The sequence below is a fragment of the Vibrio sp. 2130-1 genome, from assembly GCF_033339515.1.
On record NZ_JAWOUT010000013.1, the window covers coordinates 47,780 to 68,259 of the forward strand.

Annotated in this window: 17 protein-coding genes; 14 read left to right on the forward strand and 3 right to left on the reverse strand. The window is 45.9% G+C overall.

Going from position 1 to position 20,480, the window contains the following annotated elements:
• Positions 1-43: 43 nt before the first annotated feature.
• Complete coding sequence (locus R7Q09_RS18215) at positions 44-1,213, reverse strand: isovaleryl-CoA dehydrogenase (RefSeq protein WP_213967560.1); 1,170 nt, start codon at positions 1,211-1,213, stop codon at positions 44-46.
• A gap of 45 nt (positions 1,214-1,258) precedes the next feature.
• The gene (locus R7Q09_RS18220; protein ID WP_005373242.1) at positions 1,259-1,645 is read right to left on the reverse strand and encodes a MerR family transcriptional regulator; all 387 of its coding nucleotides are present in this window, start codon (positions 1,643-1,645) and stop codon (positions 1,259-1,261) included.
• 209 nt (positions 1,646-1,854) lie between these two features.
• Here R7Q09_RS18220 and R7Q09_RS18225 point away from each other — a divergent pair, with 209 nt between their 5' ends.
• From R7Q09_RS18225 to choV, 14 genes are all read left to right on the forward strand, one after another.
• On the forward strand, positions 1,855-3,033 hold the full coding sequence (locus tag R7Q09_RS18225) for a thiolase family protein (RefSeq protein ID WP_005382666.1): 1,179 nt from the start codon (positions 1,855-1,857) through the stop codon (positions 3,031-3,033).
• A 70-nt stretch (positions 3,034-3,103) separates the two neighbouring features.
• Complete coding sequence (locus tag R7Q09_RS18230) at positions 3,104-4,597, forward strand: CoA-acylating methylmalonate-semialdehyde dehydrogenase (protein WP_005382664.1); 1,494 nt, start codon at positions 3,104-3,106, stop codon at positions 4,595-4,597.
• A gap of 95 nt (positions 4,598-4,692) precedes the next feature.
• Positions 4,693-5,847: an acyl-CoA dehydrogenase family protein gene (locus R7Q09_RS18235; protein ID WP_136977192.1), complete on the forward strand. Its 1,155-nt coding sequence runs from the start codon at positions 4,693-4,695 to the stop codon at positions 5,845-5,847.
• Positions 5,848-5,896: 49 nt separating this feature from the next.
• Entirely contained in the window at positions 5,897-6,673 is a 777-nt protein-coding gene (locus R7Q09_RS18240) for an enoyl-CoA hydratase (protein WP_064354701.1), read from the forward strand.
• 10 nt (positions 6,674-6,683) lie between these two features.
• Positions 6,684-7,814, forward strand: coding sequence for an enoyl-CoA hydratase/isomerase family protein (locus tag R7Q09_RS18245; protein ID WP_318071074.1), 1,131 nt, complete (start codon positions 6,684-6,686; stop codon positions 7,812-7,814).
• Between the two features lie 19 nt (positions 7,815-7,833).
• Positions 7,834-8,730 carry a 3-hydroxyisobutyrate dehydrogenase gene (mmsB, locus tag R7Q09_RS18250; RefSeq protein ID WP_151515662.1) on the forward strand — a complete coding sequence of 299 codons (897 nt, stop codon included), beginning with the start codon at positions 7,834-7,836 and terminating at the stop codon, positions 8,728-8,730.
• A 9-nt stretch (positions 8,731-8,739) separates the two neighbouring features.
• Positions 8,740-9,498, forward strand: coding sequence for an SDR family oxidoreductase (locus R7Q09_RS18255; protein WP_151515661.1), 759 nt, complete (start codon positions 8,740-8,742; stop codon positions 9,496-9,498).
• A 463-nt stretch (positions 9,499-9,961) separates the two neighbouring features.
• Complete coding sequence (locus tag R7Q09_RS18260) at positions 9,962-11,983, forward strand: tetratricopeptide repeat-containing diguanylate cyclase (protein ID WP_081008327.1); 2,022 nt, start codon at positions 9,962-9,964, stop codon at positions 11,981-11,983.
• A 605-nt stretch (positions 11,984-12,588) separates the two neighbouring features.
• Positions 12,589-13,188 (forward strand): transcriptional regulator BetI, encoded by a 600-nt coding sequence (gene betI / locus R7Q09_RS18265; protein WP_064369302.1) that lies wholly within the window; start codon positions 12,589-12,591, stop codon positions 13,186-13,188.
• Positions 13,189-13,206: 18 nt separating this feature from the next.
• Entirely contained in the window at positions 13,207-14,667 is a 1,461-nt protein-coding gene (gene betB / locus R7Q09_RS18270; RefSeq protein WP_025767886.1) for a betaine-aldehyde dehydrogenase, read from the forward strand.
• 180 nt (positions 14,668-14,847) lie between these two features.
• Positions 14,848-16,563, forward strand: a complete 1,716-nt coding sequence (gene betA, locus R7Q09_RS18275) for a choline dehydrogenase (protein WP_318071075.1) — start codon at positions 14,848-14,850, stop codon at positions 16,561-16,563.
• A 36-nt stretch (positions 16,564-16,599) separates the two neighbouring features.
• Entirely contained in the window at positions 16,600-17,538 is a 939-nt protein-coding gene (locus R7Q09_RS18280; RefSeq protein WP_005382646.1) for a choline ABC transporter substrate-binding protein, read from the forward strand.
• A gap of 75 nt (positions 17,539-17,613) precedes the next feature.
• A complete protein-coding gene (gene choW, locus R7Q09_RS18285) occupies positions 17,614-18,456 on the forward strand; it encodes a choline ABC transporter permease subunit (protein ID WP_318071076.1) in 843 nt (280 codons plus the stop codon).
• Positions 18,457-18,458: 2 nt separating this feature from the next.
• Entirely contained in the window at positions 18,459-19,637 is a 1,179-nt protein-coding gene (gene choV, locus R7Q09_RS18290; protein WP_132937138.1) for a choline ABC transporter ATP-binding protein, read from the forward strand.
• A gap of 95 nt (positions 19,638-19,732) precedes the next feature.
• On the opposite strand, the gene R7Q09_RS18295 is transcribed toward choV, so the two are convergent.
• On the reverse strand, positions 19,733-20,389 hold the full coding sequence (locus R7Q09_RS18295) for an NAD(P)H-dependent oxidoreductase (RefSeq protein ID WP_042523604.1): 657 nt from the start codon (positions 20,387-20,389) through the stop codon (positions 19,733-19,735).
• Positions 20,390-20,480: the final 91 nt, after the last annotated feature.

A 20,480-nucleotide genomic window follows, 5' to 3' on the forward strand; every position in this document is an offset into this window, starting at 1 on the left:
GAATAAGGAGTTTATTTAGATTCAGAACGCCTAGGTATGTTGATTAGGCGCTTTCGTTAAACAATTCGCGACCAATAAGCATGCGGCGAATTTCTGAAGTGCCCGCACCGATTTCATACAGCTTGGCATCTCGCAACAAACGGCCCGTATCAAACTCGTTGATGTAGCCGTTACCGCCAAGTAGTTGAATCGCATCCAGTGCCATCTTGGTTGCCAGCTCTGCGCTGTAGAGGATCGCGCCAGCAGAATCTTTACGTGTGGTTTCACCGCGATCACAAGCGGCAGCGACGGCGTAAACATACGCTTTAGCGGCATTCATTTGTGTGTACATATCCGCGATTTTTGCTTGAACTAGCTGGAATTCACCGATGGATTTACCGAACTGTTTACGGTCGTGAATGTAAGGCACAACGATATCCATACACGCCTGCATGATGCCAAGTGGGCCGCCTGCAAGCACCACACGTTCGTAGTCGAGGCCGCTCATCAATACTTTCACGCCTTGGTTTTCTTCGCCGAGAATATTTTCCGCAGGGACTTCGCAGTTTTGGAAGACCAGCTCACACGTATTCGAGCCGCGCATACCCAACTTGTCGAGTTTTTGTGCTTGAGTAAATCCAGGGAATCCGCGTTCCACAATAAACGCCGTGATGCCTTTGGAGTGCTGGCTTGGGTCGGTTTTTGCGTAGACAACATAGGTGTGTGCATCAGGGCCGTTGGTGATCCACATTTTGTTGCCATTTAATAGGAAAATAGCGCCTTTACGTTCGGCTTTAAGCTGCATAGAGACCACATCAGAGCCGGCGCCGGGTTCACTCATAGCAAGGGCGCCGATATGTTCACCGGAGATGAGCTTAGGTAGGTATTTCTCTTTTTGCGCTTGTGTGCCGTTACGGTGGATTTGGTTGACGCAAAGGTTGGAGTGAGCGCCGTAACTTAACGCAACCGAAGCGGATGCTCGGCTGATTTCTTCCATAGCGATAACGTGGGCGAGATAGCCCATGCCTGCACCACCAAACTCTTCGCTGGTGGTCACACCTAAAAGACCCATGTCACCTAATTTGGACCAAAGATGGTTTGGAAAGTCGTTAGTTTGGTCGATAGATTGCGCTAGCGGCGCAATTTCTCTTGCAGCAAAACTATTGATTTGCTCGCGAAGCAAATCGGTATTTTCGTCATAAACAAAGTTCAGGGAAGAGTAGGTAGATTTCATTGCGTGTCCTTGCCTTTACGTCACCTACATCCCAGAGTTGAGGTGTTAGGTGACTTTTTCGCCTTTCATGGATCTCAGTGTGTTTTGGCATCGCAACTGCGCAGCATTTAACTCCATCATTACCGCTTGAATGTCGTTTGCTTGCTGTTGCAATGCTGCCTTCTTCTCTTCGATCAACCGAATCATATAGTTCAACTGCTCAGTACTTTGATCGGTATCGTAGAGTTCAAATAACTCTTTGATATCTGCAAGAGAAAAGCCCAATCGCTTACCTCGCAAAATCAGTTTTAGTCGAATTCGATCACGACCATTGTAGATTCGAGTGTTGCCTTTACGTTCTGGAGTTAGGAGACCTAAATCTTCGTAGAAGCGAATGCTTCGAGTAGTAATGTCGAACTCTTTCGCGAGCTCGCTGATCTTAAATGTGTTCATTCCTTAACCTTACGACTTTCGTATAACATTTACATGAATATACAATTCGTTAACGTTAAAGTAAACAAACAACATCCACTCTTGAGCCTTGATATCACTCGCATTTACTCGAAATCAAAGAATCACTCGAACAAACAATAACCTCAAACTTGACGTTAACGTAAATGTTAGTATAGTTATGACGTAAACGTCAACAAAAGGTTAATGGAATGAAAAATGAAACATGGATTGTTGCCGCTAAGCGAACGCCTATCGGCTCTTTTCAAGGTGCATTAGCTTCAACAGATGTCACGGAACTCGGTGCGAGAGCCATTCAAGGGGCGCTAGCCGAAAGCCAACTCGATGTGCACAAAATAGACGAAGTGTTGATGGGGTGCGTTTTACCCGCCGGTGTGGGGCAAGCGCCTGCAAGACAAGCAAGTCTTAAAGCTGAAATGCCACAATCGATTGGTTGTACGACACTGAACAAAGTTTGTGGATCGGGTATGAAAACCGTCATGCTGGCATATGACCTTATTCAATCTGGCAATGCGCATGCTGTCATCGCTGGTGGCATGGAAAACATGTCGTCTTCTCCTTATCTATTAAAGAAAGCGCGTGATGGTTTCCGTTTAGGTCACGAGCAAGTGCTTGATCACATGTTTTATGACGGTTTGCAGGATGCCTACCAAGGCGAGCTGATGGGTGTCTTTGCAGAACAGACGGCGCAAAAGTATCAGTTCAGCCGTGAAAGTATGGATGCCTGGGCGCAGCAGTCGGTGACTCGTGCGCAGCAAGCAATCGAGCAAGGTTTGTTCAAAGAAGAGATCGTGCCTGTTAACGTAAAAAGTCGGCGCGGCGAAACCTTGGTTGTAGATGATGAGCAACCGAGCAAACTCGACGTCACTAAAATTCCTACCTTACGCCCTGCGTTTGCCAAAGATGGCGGCGTAACCGCAGCAAACTCTAGTTCCATTTCGGATGGTGCGTCGGCAATGATCTTAGTCGATAGTGAGTTTGGTCGTCAGGAAAACCTTCAGCCTCTAGCCAAAATTGTCGCGTACAGCTCGCATGCAAGACAGCCTGATGAGTTCACCATCGCACCAGTCTTCGCGATTGAATCGCTGCTGGAAAAAACGGGCTGGGACAAATCGGACGTGGACCTTTGGGAAATCAATGAAGCTTTTGCTGTTGTGACTCAATACGCGGTGAAAGCACTCGAACTGGACGAGAGCAAAGTGAACCCTCGCGGAGGGGCTTGTGCGCTGGGGCATCCAATAGGCGCAAGTGGCAATCGAATCCTTGTCACTTTGATTCATGCGCTAAAACAAACTGGTGGTAAGCGTGGCGTTGCATCGCTTTGTATTGGTGGTGGTGAGGCTACCGCTATCGCGATTGAAATCTGCTAAATCACTCTCAACAAAGTTTCACTTACATAACAGTAGTCAGTAACAAGCTGAAAAATACAAGGATGTCATCATGACAGAACAAGTAAAGCAGTATATCGGTGGTGAATTTGCCATCTCCGATTCAAAACAATGGCTAGATGTAACCAACCCGGCAACCAACGAAGTGATTGCACAAGTACCTTGTGCCACGGAGTCGGAAATGAATGCGGCGATTGCCAGCGCAACAGAAACGTTCAAACGCTGGAAAGAAGTTGCAGCGCCGGAGCGTGCTAGATTGATGTTGCGTTACCAACATCTGCTAAAAGAGCAACACGATGAGTTGGCGATACTGCTTTCAAGTGAGACAGGCAAAACCCTCGCGGATGCAAAGGGTGACATTTGGCGTGGGATTGAAGTCGTAGAACAAGCGGCGAACATTTGTAGCTCAATGATGGGCGAAACGGTGGAAAACGTCGCGACCAATATTGATGGTTACTCTTACATTCAACCGCTCGGTGTTTGTGCTGGCATCACACCCTTTAACTTCCCTGCGATGATCCCATTGTGGATGTTCCCGATGGCGATCGCTTGTGGCAACACCTTTATTCTAAAACCTTCGGAACAAGTTCCGCTGACTGCAATGAAATTGGCAGAGCTATTTGAACAAGCTGGTGCACCAAAAGGCGTATTGCAAGTTGTTCACGGGACCAAAGAGCAAGTCGACCGCATTCTGACTGATCCAGTTGTTCGTGCGATCTCTTTTGTTGGCTCTGTGCCCGTTGGTGAGTACATCTACAAAACAGGTACAGACAACCTGAAACGCGTGCAGTCATTTGCAGGTGCTAAGAACCACATGGTCATCATGCCGGATGCAAACAAACAGCAAGTCATCAATAACCTAGTTGGCGCGTCAGTTGGTGCTGCAGGCCAACGCTGTATGGCTATTTCGGTTGCCGTATTTGTCGGCGAAACCAAAGAATGGATTCCAGAGCTTAAAGAGGCGTTAGCTCAGGTTCAGCCTGGCGCGTGGGATGATGAAACCGCCGGTTATGGTCCACTGATTAGCCCTCAAGCGAAGCAGCGAGTGGTGAATCTGATTAATGAAGGCAAAGCGTCAGGCGCGAATTGTGTTCTGGACGGGACAGACTGCCAAGTACCTGGCTTCCCGAACGGTAACTGGGTGGGGCCAACACTGTTTACCAACGTGACCACAGACATGTCGATTTATCAGGAAGAAATTTTCGGGCCTGTACTGTTAACTATGGAAGTGGATGACCTAGATGAAGCGATTGAACTGATCAATGCAAACCGCTTTGGTAATGGTACGTCTATTTTCACGGCGAACGGCGCTGCCGCGAGAAAGTATCAACACAATATCGAAGTAGGTAACGTAGGAATCAACGTACCGATTCCGGTGCCATTGCCGTTCTTTTCGTTTACTGGGTGGAAAGGCAGCTTCTACGGCGACCTGCATGCTTACGGTAAACAAGCGGTTCGCTTCTACACCGAGACGAAAACTGTCACCGCGCGTTGGTTTGAAGATGACATTCCAAGCGGTCCAAACATGACTATTCAACTTAGCTAATTACTGGATTAGCGACACCTCTAGCCAAGCCCTTCATCCTTTTAGAGGGCTTGGCTCGGATACAAATGCAACGAATTAGACCTTAGGACTTCAAGATGGATTTTGAATTAAACGAAGATCAACTCGCGTTTGCCGAAGTAGCAAAGCAGTTTGCAGACCAAATGTTAGCGCCGCACGCGGCCGAGTGGGATGAAAACCATCACTTCCCTAAAGATGTACTGCGTCAGGCGGGTGAGCTGGGCTTTTTGAGTATCTACACGCCACCAGAGCACGGTGGCTTGGGGTTATCTCGTTTGGATGCGGCGATCATTTTCGAGCAGTTGGCTATGGGTTGTACCGCGACTACTGCGTTTATGACCATTCACAACATGGCGACGTGGATGATCACCAGCTTTGCCAAAGCCGAAGTGGCGCAGCAATTTAGCGCGGATCTAATTTCGGGTGAAAAGCTCGCTTCCTACTGTTTAACCGAACCTAATGCCGGCTCTGACGCCGCTTCTCTAACGACTAGCGCAGTGCGTGATGGCGATGAGTTTGTTCTCAATGGCGCAAAAGTGTTTATCTCGGGTGCCGGTGATACAGATGTATTAGTCGTGATGGCGCGTTCCTGTGGTGAAGGAGCGAGTGGCGTTTCTGCATTCGTTGTTCCTGCTGATTGCGAAGGCATTAGCTACGGTAAAAAAGAAGCCAAAATGGGTTGGAACTGCCAGCCAACTCGCATGATTACCTTCGAAAATGTTCGTATTCCGGCTGACTATCTGTTGGGTGAAGAGGGAGAAGGCTTTAAGTTCGCCATGCTTGGTCTGGATGGCGGCCGAATCAATATCGCCACTTGTTCCGTCGGTACTGCGCAACAAGCTCTGAACGAAGCCAAACAATACATGACCGAACGCAAACAGTTCGGCCGTTCACTGGCGCAATTTCAAGCGTTGCAGTTCAAGCTTGCTGATATGGCGACTGAGCTGGTCGCTGCGCGTCAAATGGTGCGACTCGCTGCCGCTAAACTCGATGCCCAGCACGTAGAAAAAAGTGCGTACTGTGCCATGGCAAAACGCTTTGCTACTGATGTGGGCTTTAAAGTCTGCGATCAGGCGCTGCAAATTCACGGTGGCTATGGCTACATCAAAGAATATCCAGTCGAGCGCCATTTCCGAGACGTTCGTGTTCACCAAATCCTTGAAGGTACCAACGAAATCATGCGTCTGATCGTCGCAAGACGATTACTAACGGAAGGCGTTGAGCTGCTTTAGTCAGCGAGACACAGCCTTACCTAAAGAAATTAAAAAGGACTGAAAGATTATGACGGCACAAATCAAATTAGAGCGCGAAGCGCATATTGCCAAGCTCACGATTAGTAATCCGCCAGCGAACACTTGGACGCTTGAGTCTTTGAATCAGCTAAAAGAGTTGGCAATTGAACTTAGTAATGATCGCTCTATTTATGCGTTGGTTTTAACAGGCGAAGGCGAGAAATTCTTTTCTGCTGGAGCAGATCTTAATAACTTTGCATCGGGTGATAAATCACAAGCAGCAAACATGGCGTTCGCATTTGGTGAAGCGTTTGAAGCGCTTTCTGCATTCGATGGGGTTTCTATCTCAGCGATTAATGGCTATGCGATGGGCGGCGGTCTGGAAGTGGCGATGGCGTGTGACATTCGTATCGCAGAAGAACAAGTACAAATGGCACTTCCTGAAGCATCGGTAGGTTTGTTGCCGTGTGCGGGTGGGACGCAAAACCTGACCGCGTTGGTAGGTGAAGGTTGGGCGAAGCGTATGATCCTGTGTGGCGAGCGTGTGACGGCCGAGCGAGCGGAAAAAATTGGGTTAGTCGAAGAGGTGGTGGCGAAAGGTCAAGCACTCGAAGCGGCTATGGAGCTAGCACAGCGTGTTGCAGGTCAATCACCGAAATCTGTGTCTGCGTGCAAAACGCTCATTCAAGGTCGACGCAGCCAAACTCATGCAGCTGGATTGGTTTTGGAGCGTGAACTGTTTTTGCAGCTGTTCAATACACAAGATCAGACTGAGGGTGTGAATGCGTTTTTGCAAAAGCGCAAGCCACAATGGACAAACAGCTAGCGGAGGCCAAATGACAGGTACAGTAAATGTTTCAAAACTTGAGTGCGCTGATGGCTCTGTTATTGGTGTGCTAGAGCTTGATAACCCAGCAGCTCTCAACGCGTTGAGTTACGTGATGATTGAGAAGTTGTACAAACAGCTTAATGAATGGCAAACGGACGACAGCGTCATCGCGGTATTCTTGCATGCCAAGGGTGAAAAGGCGTTTTGTGCTGGTGGTGATATTCAAGCGATCTACCGTGCACTTGAAAACAAAGAGCAAGACTTTGATTCTGCGTTTTCAGCGATGGAAACCTTCTTTGACCTCGAATATCGCTGTGACCATCTTATTCATACTTATCCAAAACCGATCATCGCGTGGGGACATGGTTATTTGATGGGCGGGGGAGTTGGCCTGTTTATGGGTGCCAGCCATCGCGTAGCAGAAACCACCACACGCTTTGCAATGCCAGAGATTAAAATTGGCCTTTACCCAGATGTAGGCGCGACGTACTTCCTGAACCAGTTGCCAAAACATTTGGCACTGTTCTTAAGTTTGACGGCTTGTCAAATTAACGCAACAGATATGAAAGCGTTGGGGTTAAGCCAATGGATTGCACAGCCAGAAAACAAGCAAGTGCTGCTGGATCTGCTTGCATCGGTAAGTTGGAAAGGTGAAGCGAACATCAACGAAAAAATCGCCACTACGCTGCGTTCGGTACACGTGGACGAGCCAACCGAAGGGATGTTGATGCCCTATGCGGAATTGATTGAGCAGTTATGTTCGGGTGACTTAGCGTCAATTGTTGATGCAATCAGCCGTGCTAACGTTGATAGCAAGTGGTTCGTCAATGCGCAAAAAGCACTGAACTATGGCAGTCCGTTGTCGCTCAGTATCACTTATCAGCAGTTAACGCAGTATCAAAACCTCTCTTTGAAAGCGTGTTTTGATATGGAATTTAACCTAACACTACGTTGTGGCTTAGAAGGTGATTTTAGAGAAGGGGTTCGTGCGCTGATTATTGATAAAACCAATCAACCGACTTGGCAACATCGCACGGTTTCTGACGTAACGCCACAAGTTTTGGAGCGCTTCTTCTCGCCAATTGACTCAGCAGAATACCCACTGACCGCATCGTCGGTAGCTATAGCGGCACTTTAGTACAAGGAAGAAATACGATATGGACAAAATTGCATTTATTGGCCTTGGTAACATGGGTGCGCCTATGGCTAAGAATCTACTCAAAGCGGGCTTGAATGTCGAAGTATTTGATTTGAACCCAAGCGCAGTTGAGGAGTTGACCGCGTTGGGCGCTTCAAGTGCCGATTCCGTTCAGCAGGCAGTACAAGGTGTGGAGTTGGTTGTCACTATGCTGCCAGCGAGCCAACACGTTCAAAGCGTTTATCTTGGTCAAGATGGCATCTTAGATAGCGTCGAATCAGGCACCTTGCTGATTGATTCATCCACCATCGATCCTACGACTGCTCGTTTGGTTGGCGAAAAAGCATCGCAACTTGGTATCAGTTTTGTTGATGCCCCAGTATCTGGTGGCGTTGCGGGCGCAGCAGCAGGTACGTTAACTTTCATTGTTGGCGGCTCACAAGAGAACTTTGTTCAAGCCAAAGCGGTGCTTAGCCACATGGGTAAAAACATCTTCCATGCGGGCGATGCTGGAGCTGGTCAGGTGGCGAAGATCTGCAATAACATGATGTTGGGCATTTTGATGAGCGGCACCTGTGAAGCACTCAATTTAGGGATGGAAAACGGACTCGATCCCAAAGTGCTTTCCGACATCATGTTGCAAAGTTCAGGACGTAACTGGGCGCTAGAGCTTTATAACCCTTGTCCAGGTGTGATGGAAAATACGCCTGCAAGCAATGGTTATCAAGGCGGCTTTATGAGCCAGTTAATGGCTAAAGATCTGGGTCTTGCGATGGAAGCGGCAGTTGCCAGTCAAACATCGACGCCAATGGGTAGCTTGGCTCGTAACCTGTTTAATTTTCACAACGGTCAGGGCAACGGGCATAAAGATTTCTCAAGCTTGTTTGAGTTCTACCAAAAGCAAAATCAGGCCTAAGGAGTGCGTATGGATCTAGCAAATAAGGTTATTGCGATCACGGGGGCTGGTCAGGGGCTGGGTAAACAAATGGCACTGTCACTGGCGGAAAATGGCGTTCATCTTGCGCTTATCGACCTCAATTCAGAGCAACTGGCTGAAACGAAAGCGGAATGTGAATCTCTCGGCGTTACCGCTCGCTTTTATGTGACGAACGTGACTGACGAACAGCAGGTGTGCACTGCTTTTGAGCAAATTGAGGTAGATTTCAAGCAGCTCAATGGCGTTATCAATAACGCAGGTATTATGCGTGATGGTATGTTCATTAAAGTCAAAGATGGTCAGGTTAACACGATGTCGCTGGAACAATTTCAGTCTGTTCTAGATGTGAATGTAACAGGCACTTTCCTGTGTGGCCGTGAAGCGAGCAAGGTAATGCTGAACACCGATAGCAAAGGGGTTCTGATCAACATATCCAGCGTTGCGCGTGCCGGGAATATTGGTCAAACCAACTATTCTGCATCTAAAGCGGCGGTAGCCACCATGGCAACGGTGTGGGCGAAAGAGTTAGGGCGTTTCGGAATTCGCTCAGTGGCGATTGCTCCGGGTGTCATCAAAACTGCCATGACAGACCAAATAAAACCTGAAGCGATGGAACGTTTAATCGGAATGATTCCGGTTGGACGTTTAGGTTTGGCGGATGAAATTTCATCGACCATAAAATACGTGTTAACCAACGAATTCGTGACCGGACGAGTGTTCGAAGTCGATGGCGGAATGCGAATGTAACCCCCTCTGCAACATAAAAAAAGGGGAGCGAGTTTGATTGTCCGCTTCCTTCCACTTTCTCCTTTCTTTTATTGCTTCTATCTGAAAAATGTATTGGATGCATGGTCGACTGCTATCTCATCGAACGGTATAAAAATTTATTCTATTTCTAGTGTGAATGGCTAGTTCTATATTGCTTGTCATGTAAATGTATTAACTCACAACTAAGACAATCTTTTGTCTCACTAACGAGATTATTATTCTTGGTGTGTAAAAAATACTCTCATTGGTTATATTGTGACCGAAAACTATTTCGGCATCTAAAGATGGTGATTTATTATTCAGCGCAAAATACATGGGAATATGAGGCTGACTGAATAACCTTCAGTTGTCTTAATAATAAATAATCAGAATTCTCAATTACACTGAAGTAACTACCCATTAGGGAAGAGCAATAATGTCACTATTTCATTCGCTTAGGACGATGCCGCTATTATTGGGGTGTCTGTGTTTTTCTGTTCAGGCCTCCACAGAAAAGGTGGAACAGGAAGGTAAGTTTTTACAGTCGTTAGAAGGCATCGAAAATCAAATTTACGCATTACCTCAGAGTTCTTTAGCTTTGATTGAAGCGTTAGAAGAAGAGTCTTTACTACAAAACCAACCAACAGCGCTGTTGGTGCGTTACTGGCTTGCCAAGGCCACGGTTTTAGAGCTGCTAGGGCGCGTAGAAGAGAGTCAGAGTGTCGTTCAAAAAGGATTGGAGCTTGTACGTCCACAGAGCCATGAGTATCTCCTGTTTAAGTTGATTCAGATGCGAACTATGGTTGGAAAGAGCGATATCGATACCGCGCTTTCTGCGTTGGATAGCTTGTTGGAAACATCGCGTGAGAATGGTGATAAGCAACTTGAATCAGAAATCCTGTTGCTAAAAGGACGCTATTACGATGAGCAAGGTGAGTTTAAAAAATCCTATGCTGCACTTATGTCGTCCATGGATGCGGCTGAATCTTCAGGTGTTCACGGGCTGGTCGAACGTGCAGCACTAGAGCTAGGTGACGTACTTGTCAAAATTCAGGGTTACGACCGATCTGAGGCGCTTTTGGAACAAGCATATCGCTATTTTAGAGATAGGCGTATGTCGTTCAATGAGTTGTTGAGCGTTTTGACGATAGCGAAACTTCATAAAGCACAGTTCCAATACGAAGAGGCGATAGCGTCATATCAGCGAGCGTTAAAGCTGGCTCAAATTATCGGTGATGGACGCTTTAGATTTCGAGTTAACCTTGAACTTGCAGCTTTATATCGCGAGACGAATCAAGAAAAGAAGATGGTTAACCACTTGAAGCTGGCGGAGAATTTACAGTACAGAGAAACGTCTAGCGCGTATTTGGCAACATTTAAGTTGTTACAAGCCGAATATATGTTAGAGCAGCAGCAATTTGAAATACTTTTAGCGATGATCGCGCCAATGCTGCCGGAGATTATAGAGAGTCGATACGTCAAGCAACAGCAAATGGAGCTACTAAAAGTCGCCGCTATGGCCTATGCGGGAAGCAATGACTTTAAACTAGCATTCGAAACTTACGGTAACTATCACGATAAATTTATCCAATTTAGCAATCAAAGAGAAGTTGAAAATCTTGAGCGCCAGCAGACGTTATTTGAGTTGGAACGACTTGAATATGAGAACGAAGATCTCAACTGGAACAATGTGTTGCAGCGTATGGAGCTAGAAAATAACCGTCGTACTTTTTACTTATTGGGTGAAGCGCTACTTGCGCTCATCGGTGTTCTATTTTTGATGGCGGTAGTATTTCTCGTCGTCAATCGCTCGCGTTTGAGAATGCGTCGCCTCGCAAAGACAGACACATTGACAGGGTTGTTCAATCGCCGTTTTTTAGAGGACTGGTTCACTAAGCCAGTAGAAGTGAGGCGTGAGCGAAAAGAGAAACCGGTACCTCAATCTAAGCAAGAAAAGATACAACACTTTGTTTTTGAGCAAGTCGAGCAAGTTAAGTACGGTTATCTAGCTTTAAATAAATGGGTAGATAGCAAACTCGATAAACAGAAAATGGTGCCAAATAAACCACAATCGGGGCCAGTAACTTTAGCGTTAATCGATGTGGATTATTTCAAGCAGGTAAATGATACCTATGGGCATGTGTTTGGAGATACCGTACTAACGGGCGTTGCCAAAGTGTTGGAGGAAACTGTACGTGAAAACGACATTGTTGCTCGCTTTGGTGGTGAAGAGTTTGTTGTTGTTATGCCCAATACAGACCATAAAAACGCCCTTATTACTGCAGAACGTTTACGTAGCGCTTTATCCCTACATGGCTTTGTTACGGAACAGAAAGAAGAAGTGAGAGTGACCTGTAGTTTTGGAGTCGTTACCACTGAAGATAATGAGATGAGTTTTAAATCACTTTGTGATCAGGCCGATAAATTGCTTTATCAAGCGAAAGCGAACGGACGCAACTGCGTGAAAGGTCGCTCGCTAGCGTAACAGAAATCAAAAGTTCAGGCTCATCGCACGATGAATCTGAACTTATCCCTCCCATTTACTTTGATAGCCAAGTGACTTTGAGATCCTTGCTTCGAATATAAAACGCTGAATCTAACATCTTAAAGTCACTTGGCGATATTACTTAAAAATGGCTTAAGGATATCGAATCGCATATTCATGGCGTTCAATATAACCTCTCTTTTTGCCTCCTTCACCTTCAAAGTGCGAATGCCACTTGTGTCTACAAAACTATAACAAACTAGTGTGTCTATTCTTTGTACAAACAAACCATGTACAGGTGAAATGATTAGTGGTCGATATAAATTTTTTGTGGCACAGATTTTTGTTGTTCAAGAATCAACTCGTTCATAATCGTTTTAAAAATAGATTAATAGTTAACTATTTGATTTTCTTTGTCTTATTTGTTTGTTCTTAAACTGAAATCTAGTTATCCCGACAAGTTCTTGCCGAGCAATTTTTCGTACACCCTCAACTTTTCATCCTTTTTTACTAACATTTTTCTTTAAAAATAATTTGAGTTCGAATTAATTTTCAGGCATTTTATATTTAACTAACCGTTCAATTAAAAATAACAGGGACGCAAAATGCCAAAGGTGGGGATGCCTGAAATCAGAAAACCGCAGCTTGTGAAAGCGACAATGTCAGTGATTGATAGAGTCGGTTTACACGCGGCGAGTATTTCGTTAATCAGCAAAGAAGCCGGTGTATCAACGGGGATTATCAACCACTATTTCGGTGGTAAGCACGGATTGCTGGAGGAAACGATGCGCGAAATCTTGCGTCAGCTTTCGTCCACTATCACACAGAAGTTACGTGAGCTGCCAAGTGATGCTCATCACCAAAGAATTAACGCCATCATTGATGGTAACTTTGTCGGCTATCAGGCAGAAAACCAAGTTGCTAAGACTTGGCTGGCGTTTTGGTCGTACTCAATGCATGACGAGCAGCTCAAGCGTTTACAGCGTGTCAACGAACGACGTCTATTGTCCCACCTAAGAAAAGAACTCAAAGCATTATTAAATGCAGAGCAGGCTGAATTGGTTGCTCATGGTATTGCATCACTTATTGATGGAATTTGGCTGCGCGGAACGCTCAACCCGCAAGGCATTGATGCAGAAAGAGCGAGAGTCATCATCAACGATTATCTCGAAAAACAACTTACGTTTTATTCTGAAAAAATATAAAAGTTACAGGTCTTCAAAATGGAAATGAAAGCACACTATATCAATGGTGCGATGTACGACGGGTGTTCAGATGAACACTTCACCACTTACAATCCGGCGAATGGTGAGCCATTGGCCAACATTAAACAAGCGAACCAAGACGATCTTCAAGCAGCAATTGAATCGGCAAAGAAAGGTTTTGCTGCATGGTCGGCGATGACTGCGATTGAGCGCAGCCGTATTTTACACAAAGCCGTTGCCATTTTACGTGAGCGTAATGACGAGCTGGCTGCATTGGAAGTGGCAGATACTGGTAAGCCAATTCAAGAAGCTATCGCGGTTGATGTCACAACAGGTGCCGATGTTCTTGAGTACTATGCGGGTCTTGCTCCAAGTCTACAAGGTGAACAGCAGCCACTCAGCGACGATCAGTTTTTCTATACACGTCGTGAGCCATTGGGCATTTGCGCCGGTATTGGTGCTTGGAATTATCCAATTCAAATTGCGATGTGGAAATCGGCGCCAGCACTGGCTGCGGGCAACGCAATGATCTTCAAGCCATCAGAAGAAACACCATTAACGGCGCTTAAGCTCGCCGAAATTTATTCAGAAGCGGGCATGCCAGATGGCGTATTTAATGTCGTGCAAGGGGATTACCGAGTAGGACAGATGCTAACGGCGCATCCTGATATCGCAAAAGTGTCATTCACGGGTGAGTCAGGCACCGGTAAAGTCGTCATGAGTGACAGCGCTAAGACACTAAAACAAGTAACGATGGAGCTGGGTGGTAAGTCTCCACTGATTATTTTTGATGATGCGAAGTTAAACGATGCCGTTTCTGCGGCCATGGTGGCGAACTTCTACACCCAAGGTGAAGTTTGTACGCACGGTACACGCGTATTTGTCCATGAAGGTATTTATGACGACTTTATCGCACAACTTAAAGCCCGAACCGAGCTGTTAGTCGTCGGCGATCCGCTTGATGAGAACACGCAAATTGGCGCGCTAATCTCTAAAGATCATGAATCGAAAGTTCTAGGAGCGATTGAAGCCGCGAAAGCGAGTGGCGCGACGTTACTGACTGGCGGCTACAAAGTAACAGACAATGGCCTAGCTAATGGTAACTTTGTTGCTCCAACCGTATTTGTCGATTGCGATGATGACATGAGCCACGTTCAACAAGAAATCTTTGGCCCGGTAATGTCAGTTCTGAAATTCCGCGATGAGTCGGAAGTGATTGCGCGTGCAAATGGCACCGATTATGGCTTAGCGGCAGGTGTATTTACTCAAAACCTATCTCGTGCGCACCGTGTGATCCATCAAATTCAAGCGGGTATTTGTTGGGTGAACACATGGGGTGACTCACCTGCGGAAATGCCAGTTGGCGGCTACAAGCAATCAGGTGTTGGCCGTGAAAACGGAGTCGAAACCCTTAAACATTACACACAAACGAAGAGTGTTCTGGTTCAGCTAAGCGACTTCGAAAGCCCTTACAAATGATACTACTCATAGTAGATAACTGACCACTTTAGCTTGTTAAAATGCTCGATAACTACGTTGTCAATTTTGATTGTAGGTTAACTACTTATCAAAATTTCCGCCTTGTTCTCAAGCATTTTTCCTACGCTAATTTCGTTCACTTATCTACGGTGATGAGTATTAACTCCTAGGAGAATAAAAATGCAACAACACTACGATTACATCATCGTCGGTGCGGGTTCGGCCGGCTGTGTGTTAGCGGATCGCTTAAGTGAAAGTGGTCAAAATTCGGTCCTATTACTCGAAGCGGGTGGGTCGGATAAAAGTATTTTTATCCAAATGCCAACAGCGCTTTCTTACCCGATGAACACTGAAAAATACGCGTGGCAGTTTGAGACGGTTGAAGAGCAAGGGTTGGATGGTCGCCAACTCCATTGTCCTCGCGGAAAAGTTCTGGGCGGTAGCTCATCTATCAACGGCATGGTTTACGTTCGCGGACACGCTTGTGACTTTGACCAGTGGGAAGAGGAAGGCGCGAAAGGCTGGAATTATCAGTCGTGTTTGCCTTATTTCCGTAAAGCAGAGTCTTGGATTGGTGGTGCTGATGAATATCGGGGCGATCACGGTCCAGTCGGCACATGTAACGGCAACGATATGAAGCTCAACCCGCTGTACCAAGCTTTTATTGATGCAGGCAAAGAAGCGGGCTACCCAGAAACAAAAGATTACAACGGTTATCAGCAAGAGGGCTTTGGCCCAATGCATATGACCGTCAACAAAGGCGTACGCGCTTCGACCTCTAATGCATACTTAAGCCGCGCTAAAAAACGCAAAAACTTCACTCTAATGAAGAGGGTGACGGTTCATCGAGTTTTATTAGAAGAAACTGGTTCAGAAGGCAAGAAAGCGGTAGGCGTTGAATTTGAAAAGTCAGGTTCAATTCAGCAATGTTTTGCTAATAATGAAGTGATTTCGAGTGCGGGTTCGGTTGGCTCCGTTCAGCTGTTGCAGCTTTCAGGCATTGGCCCTAAGGCAGTATTAGAAAAAGCGGGCATTGAGGTGAAACACTTGTTGGAGGGGGTAGGTAAAAACCTGCAAGATCACTTAGAAGTGTACTTCCAATATCACTGTAAACAACCTATCACGCTCAACAGCAAATTAGGTTTGGTGAGCAAGGGATTGATTGGCACTGAGTGGATATTAACTCGCAAAGGCCTTGGTGCTACTAACCACTTTGAATCGTGTGCATTTATCCGCTCTCGAGAAGGGCTAAAGTGGCCAAATATTCAATATCACTTCTTGCCAGCGGCAATGCGTTATGACGGACAAGCTGCTTTTGATGGTCATGGTTTCCAAGTGCACGTAGGACCTAACAAGCCAGAAAGTCGTGGGTCGGTCGAAGTTGTCTCTGCGAATCCGAATGATAAGCCGAAGATTGAGTTTAACTACATTTCCACTGAACAAGATAAGCAGGATTGGCGTGATTGTATTCGCCTTACTCGCGAGATCCTCAATCAGCCAGCCATGGATGAGTTTCGTGGGGACGAGATCCAACCCGGTCTGAACATCACAACGGATGAGCAGATTGATGAATGGGTGAAGCAAAACGTCGAGAGTGCTTACCATCCATCTTGTACCTGCAAAATGGGCGCAGATAATGACCCATTAGCCGTCTTAAATGAGCGATGCCAAGTACGCGGTATTCAAGGCTTGCGTGTGGTGGACTCTTCTATTTTCCCAACCATTCCGAACGGTAATTTAAATGCGCCAACGATTATGGTGGCAGAACGCGCCGCGGATATGATTTTGGATAACGCCCTAGAAACGTCGAACAACGTACCAGTTTGGATTGCACCGGACTGGCAAAAGATGCAACGAATGCATCCGCCAAAAAGAGATCTCGATTCGATCTCATAAAATGAAAAAGTCAGTAATCATTACAAGGAATTCAACATGTCTAAGATGACAAAAATCTTCTCAACAATTGCACTAAGTACTTTAGCAACAGGCGCTTACGCCAACCAATGTGAAACGGTTCGTTTCGCAGATGTAGGTTGGACTGACATCACAGCGACCACTGCCGTTACATCAGAGTTACTTAAAGGGTTGGGGTACAAAACGAAGACCGATCTTCTGTCTGTGCCTGTAACTTACTCCTCTATGGCTAATGGCGATATCGACATTTTCTTAGGTAACTGGATGCCAACGATGGAAGGTGATATCGCGAAATACCGTGATGCAGGTACCGTTGAAACCGTACGCGCGAACCTCGTTGGCGCAAAATACACGCTAGCGGTTCCAAAATACGTTTATGACGCAGGCGTGACCAACTTCGCTGACCTAGTAAAACATGCCGACAAATTTAAAGACCGCATTTACGGCATTGAACCTGGAAACGATGGCAACCGCTTAATTCAGTCAATGATTGATAGTAACGCATTCGGCCTAAAAGATTTCAGCCTAGTTGAGTCCAGTGAAGCTGGCATGGTGTCTCAAGTATCACGTGCCGCACGCCGCAATCAATGGATTGTGTACCTAGGTTGGGCGCCGCACCCAATGAATAGTAACGTTGAAATGGAATATCTAGCGGGTGGTGATGACTTCTTCGGTCCTAACTACGGCGGCGCGAACGTCTACACAAACGTACGTAAAAATTACCTCGCTGAGTGTCCAAATGTAGGTCAGCTAGTGAAAAATCTAGAGTTTAACCTAGAAATGGAAAATGAACTGATGGAAGCGATTCTTAACCAGAAACAGAAGCCATCAAAAGCAGCGCAAGCATGGTTGAATGCAAACCAAGAGCAAATTGAAGCGTGGCTAGAGGGCGTGAAAACGGTAGATGGCCAAGATGCGCTAACAGCTATTACAAACTACTTAAAAACAAACGCTTAATAAGCAGTATTTGAGCTCGTTTTTTTAAAAGAAAGTGGGCAGTTTTGCCCGCTTCATTAACACAAAGGTTTTATTTTGAATTTTATTACGGACAACAAACTACCGTTGGGCCAATGGATGGAAACTGGCGTCGATTGGTTAACCATCAATGCATCGGGTTTTTTCGATGCAATCTCTATTACACTTGAAACGATCATTCTTTTCGTGGTGGACATTTTTAAATGGATGCCACCTGCAGCGCCAATCATTATGACGGCGGCAATTGCTTGGTTCTTACATCGCAGCATTCCTCTTGTCGTATTTATCGTGTTGGCCTTATTCGCAATTCTCAACCTTGGTTACTGGCAAGAAATGCTGGAAACCTTTGTCCTTGTGTTTGCAGCGACAACGATTTCCGTATTAATTGGCGTGCCGTTGGGCATTATGGCGGCGCACCGTCCTTGGTTATACACCTTGTTGCGGCCAATACTCGATTTGATGCAGACCGTACCGACATTCGTTTACCTAATTCCAACCTTGGTTCTGTTTGGCTTAGGTATTGTCCCTGGTCTAATCTCGACCATCATTTTCGCTATCGCTGCGCCAATTCGATTGACGTACCTCGGCATTATTAAAGTGCCGGAGGAGCTACTTGAAGCGGGTAAAGCATTTGGTGCCAGCCGCATGAAGCTACTGTTTAAGGTGGAGTTACCTGCGGCATTGCCAAGTATTATGGCTGGCGTTACGCAGTGCATTATGTTGTCTCTGTCTATGGTAGTCATTGCGGCGCTTGTTGGTGCTGATGGACTTGGTAAACCAGTCGTACGCGCACTGAATACGGTAAACATCTCGCAAGGTTTTGAAGCTGGTTTAGCGATTGTACTCGTTGCCATCATTCTTGATCGCTTGTGTAAAGCACCAAACCAGAAGGAGGCATAATCATGGACGCTATTACTATTCACAATCTTGATGTCGTTTTTGGTCAGCAACAAGCACAGGCGCTAGCACTGTTAGATCAAGGGAAGTCTCGACAAGAAATCATCGACGAAACTGGCCAAGTGGTTGGGGTTGATAATGTTTCGCTGAACGTGAAACAGGGTGAGATCTGTGTCTTGATGGGGCTTTCAGGCTCGGGTAAATCAAGTTTGCTGCGAACAGTTAACGGGTTGAACGAAATTTCTCGTGGCTCTCTGAAAATTAAAGACGGCGACGACATGGTTGAGCTCTCTAATTGTGACGAACAGAAGTTGCGCCACCTTCGTACTCACCGCGTATCCATGGTGTTTCAGAAGTTTGCATTGATGCCATGGTTAACGGTATTAGATAACGTTGCGTTTGGTCTAGAAATGCAAGGCATTGGCAAAGCAGAGCGCCGTAAAAAAGCGCGTGAACAGCTCGAAATGGTCGGTTTGTCTGAGTGGGAAACGAAATTCCCGCACGAGCTCTCTGGTGGTATGCAGCAGCGTGTTGGCCTAGCGCGAGCGTTCGCGATGGACACAGATATCTTGTTAATGGATGAGCCGTTTTCAGCGCTTGACCCATTGATTCGTGCTCAGCTTCAAGATGAATTGATTCTGCTTCAAGAAAAGCTAAACAAAACCATTCTTTTTGTGAGTCACGACTTGGATGAGGCGCTTAAAATCGGCAACAACATCGCCATTATGGAATCAGGAAAGCTGATTCAACATGGCAAGCCAGAACAGATCATTCTTGCTCCAGAAAACGATTATGTGGCGGACTTTGTTGCTCACACTAATCCATTAAATGTGCTGAAGGGACGTTCCTTAATGCGTGACGATTTGGTTCGCGAAGATACGCGTGTTCTGATTTGCCCTGACAAAGATATTTGGGTGATACAAGAGAGCAAGGGGTTAAGTTTAGCGGATAAAGATAAATCGTTGATTCAATGGAAGAGCGATTCTTCGAACCTTGACGAAGTTAATGAAAACTCTCTGGTTCAGGTTAGCCCAGAAATCAGTATGCGAGAAGCGATTGAACTTAAACAGCGTAGCAATCAGCCTCTGCTTATGGTTGAAGATAATAAGCTGGTTGGTGTGTTAAGCGACAATGAGCTTTACGATGCATTGCTTGGTAATTTTAAGTCAGAGCAAGTTGCGTAAAGTTGACGCAGAACCAAGTAAAAAAGAGCCGCACATTAATGCGGCTTTTTTTGTTTAAACAATGATTTAAGTCGCTAAGCTAAGACAATGGTCGACTATAGAGTCGTAATTACATCATCCATTGCAAGGCGCGCTTTTGGAAGACCATGATTATAATCTTCCCCATCTTTATGGTAGCCAATCGCCAGCGCAACTTCACAAATATGGCCCTCGAGCTCTTCTTTAAACTCTTCTCCAATCAGAGCCGGATCGACACCTTCCATCGGTGTTGAATCAATGCCTAGTCGTGCCAATGTGTGTAGTAGGTTGCCTAGTGCCAAATAGACTTGTGCTTTTGTCCAGTTTCCGTTGAAGCCATTTTCGTCCGTATTTGCATCGGCAAAAGCGTAAGCACCCATAAAGTTGTTGTACATCTCCGCTGGCAAGTGGCCAGATGTTACTTCTGCATCCACACGCTTCGCAAATTTCTCTTTAGTAAATTTAGGATCGTAAGCAAACAGAATCGTATGTGATGCGGCTTTCGCGTGTGGTTGGTTAAACTGATGCATATTTGCAAACGTATTGTGGAAACGTTGCTTCGCTTCATCACTTTCAATAACGATGAATTTCCATGGTTGTGAGTTGATAGAAGACGCCGACAAACGCAGTGCTTCTTTGATTATCGCCATGTCTTCTTGAGAAACGCGCTTGGTTTCATCATATTTTTTTGCAGTGTAACGGTTATTTAGATCGGTAATGATTTGATGGGACACGTTTATATCCTCTTTATGTGATGACAGATGAGGATGCACTAGCATCGACAACCATGCGTACCTCGAATATGGGTTCATGATAATGGATATT

Coding starts and splice junctions, on each gene's coding strand:
- R7Q09_RS18215 (WP_213967560.1), bottom strand. CDS start 1,213: ATGAAATCTACCTACTCTTCCCTGAACTTTGTTTATGACGAAAATACC.
- R7Q09_RS18220 (WP_005373242.1), bottom strand. CDS start 1,645: ATGAACACATTTAAGATCAGCGAGCTCGCGAAAGAGTTCGACATTACT.
- R7Q09_RS18225 (WP_005382666.1), top strand. CDS start 1,855: ATGAAAAATGAAACATGGATTGTTGCCGCTAAGCGAACGCCTATCGGC.
- R7Q09_RS18230 (WP_005382664.1), top strand. CDS start 3,104: ATGACAGAACAAGTAAAGCAGTATATCGGTGGTGAATTTGCCATCTCC.
- R7Q09_RS18235 (WP_136977192.1), top strand. CDS start 4,693: ATGGATTTTGAATTAAACGAAGATCAACTCGCGTTTGCCGAAGTAGCA.
- R7Q09_RS18240 (WP_064354701.1), top strand. CDS start 5,897: ATGACGGCACAAATCAAATTAGAGCGCGAAGCGCATATTGCCAAGCTC.
- R7Q09_RS18245 (WP_318071074.1), top strand. CDS start 6,684: ATGACAGGTACAGTAAATGTTTCAAAACTTGAGTGCGCTGATGGCTCT.
- mmsB (WP_151515662.1), top strand. CDS start 7,834: ATGGACAAAATTGCATTTATTGGCCTTGGTAACATGGGTGCGCCTATG.
- R7Q09_RS18255 (WP_151515661.1), top strand. CDS start 8,740: ATGGATCTAGCAAATAAGGTTATTGCGATCACGGGGGCTGGTCAGGGG.
- R7Q09_RS18260 (WP_081008327.1), top strand. CDS start 9,962: ATGCCGCTATTATTGGGGTGTCTGTGTTTTTCTGTTCAGGCCTCCACA.
- betI (WP_064369302.1), top strand. CDS start 12,589: ATGCCAAAGGTGGGGATGCCTGAAATCAGAAAACCGCAGCTTGTGAAA.
- betB (WP_025767886.1), top strand. CDS start 13,207: ATGGAAATGAAAGCACACTATATCAATGGTGCGATGTACGACGGGTGT.
- betA (WP_318071075.1), top strand. CDS start 14,848: ATGCAACAACACTACGATTACATCATCGTCGGTGCGGGTTCGGCCGGC.
- R7Q09_RS18280 (WP_005382646.1), top strand. CDS start 16,600: ATGTCTAAGATGACAAAAATCTTCTCAACAATTGCACTAAGTACTTTA.
- choV (WP_132937138.1), top strand. CDS start 18,459: ATGGACGCTATTACTATTCACAATCTTGATGTCGTTTTTGGTCAGCAA.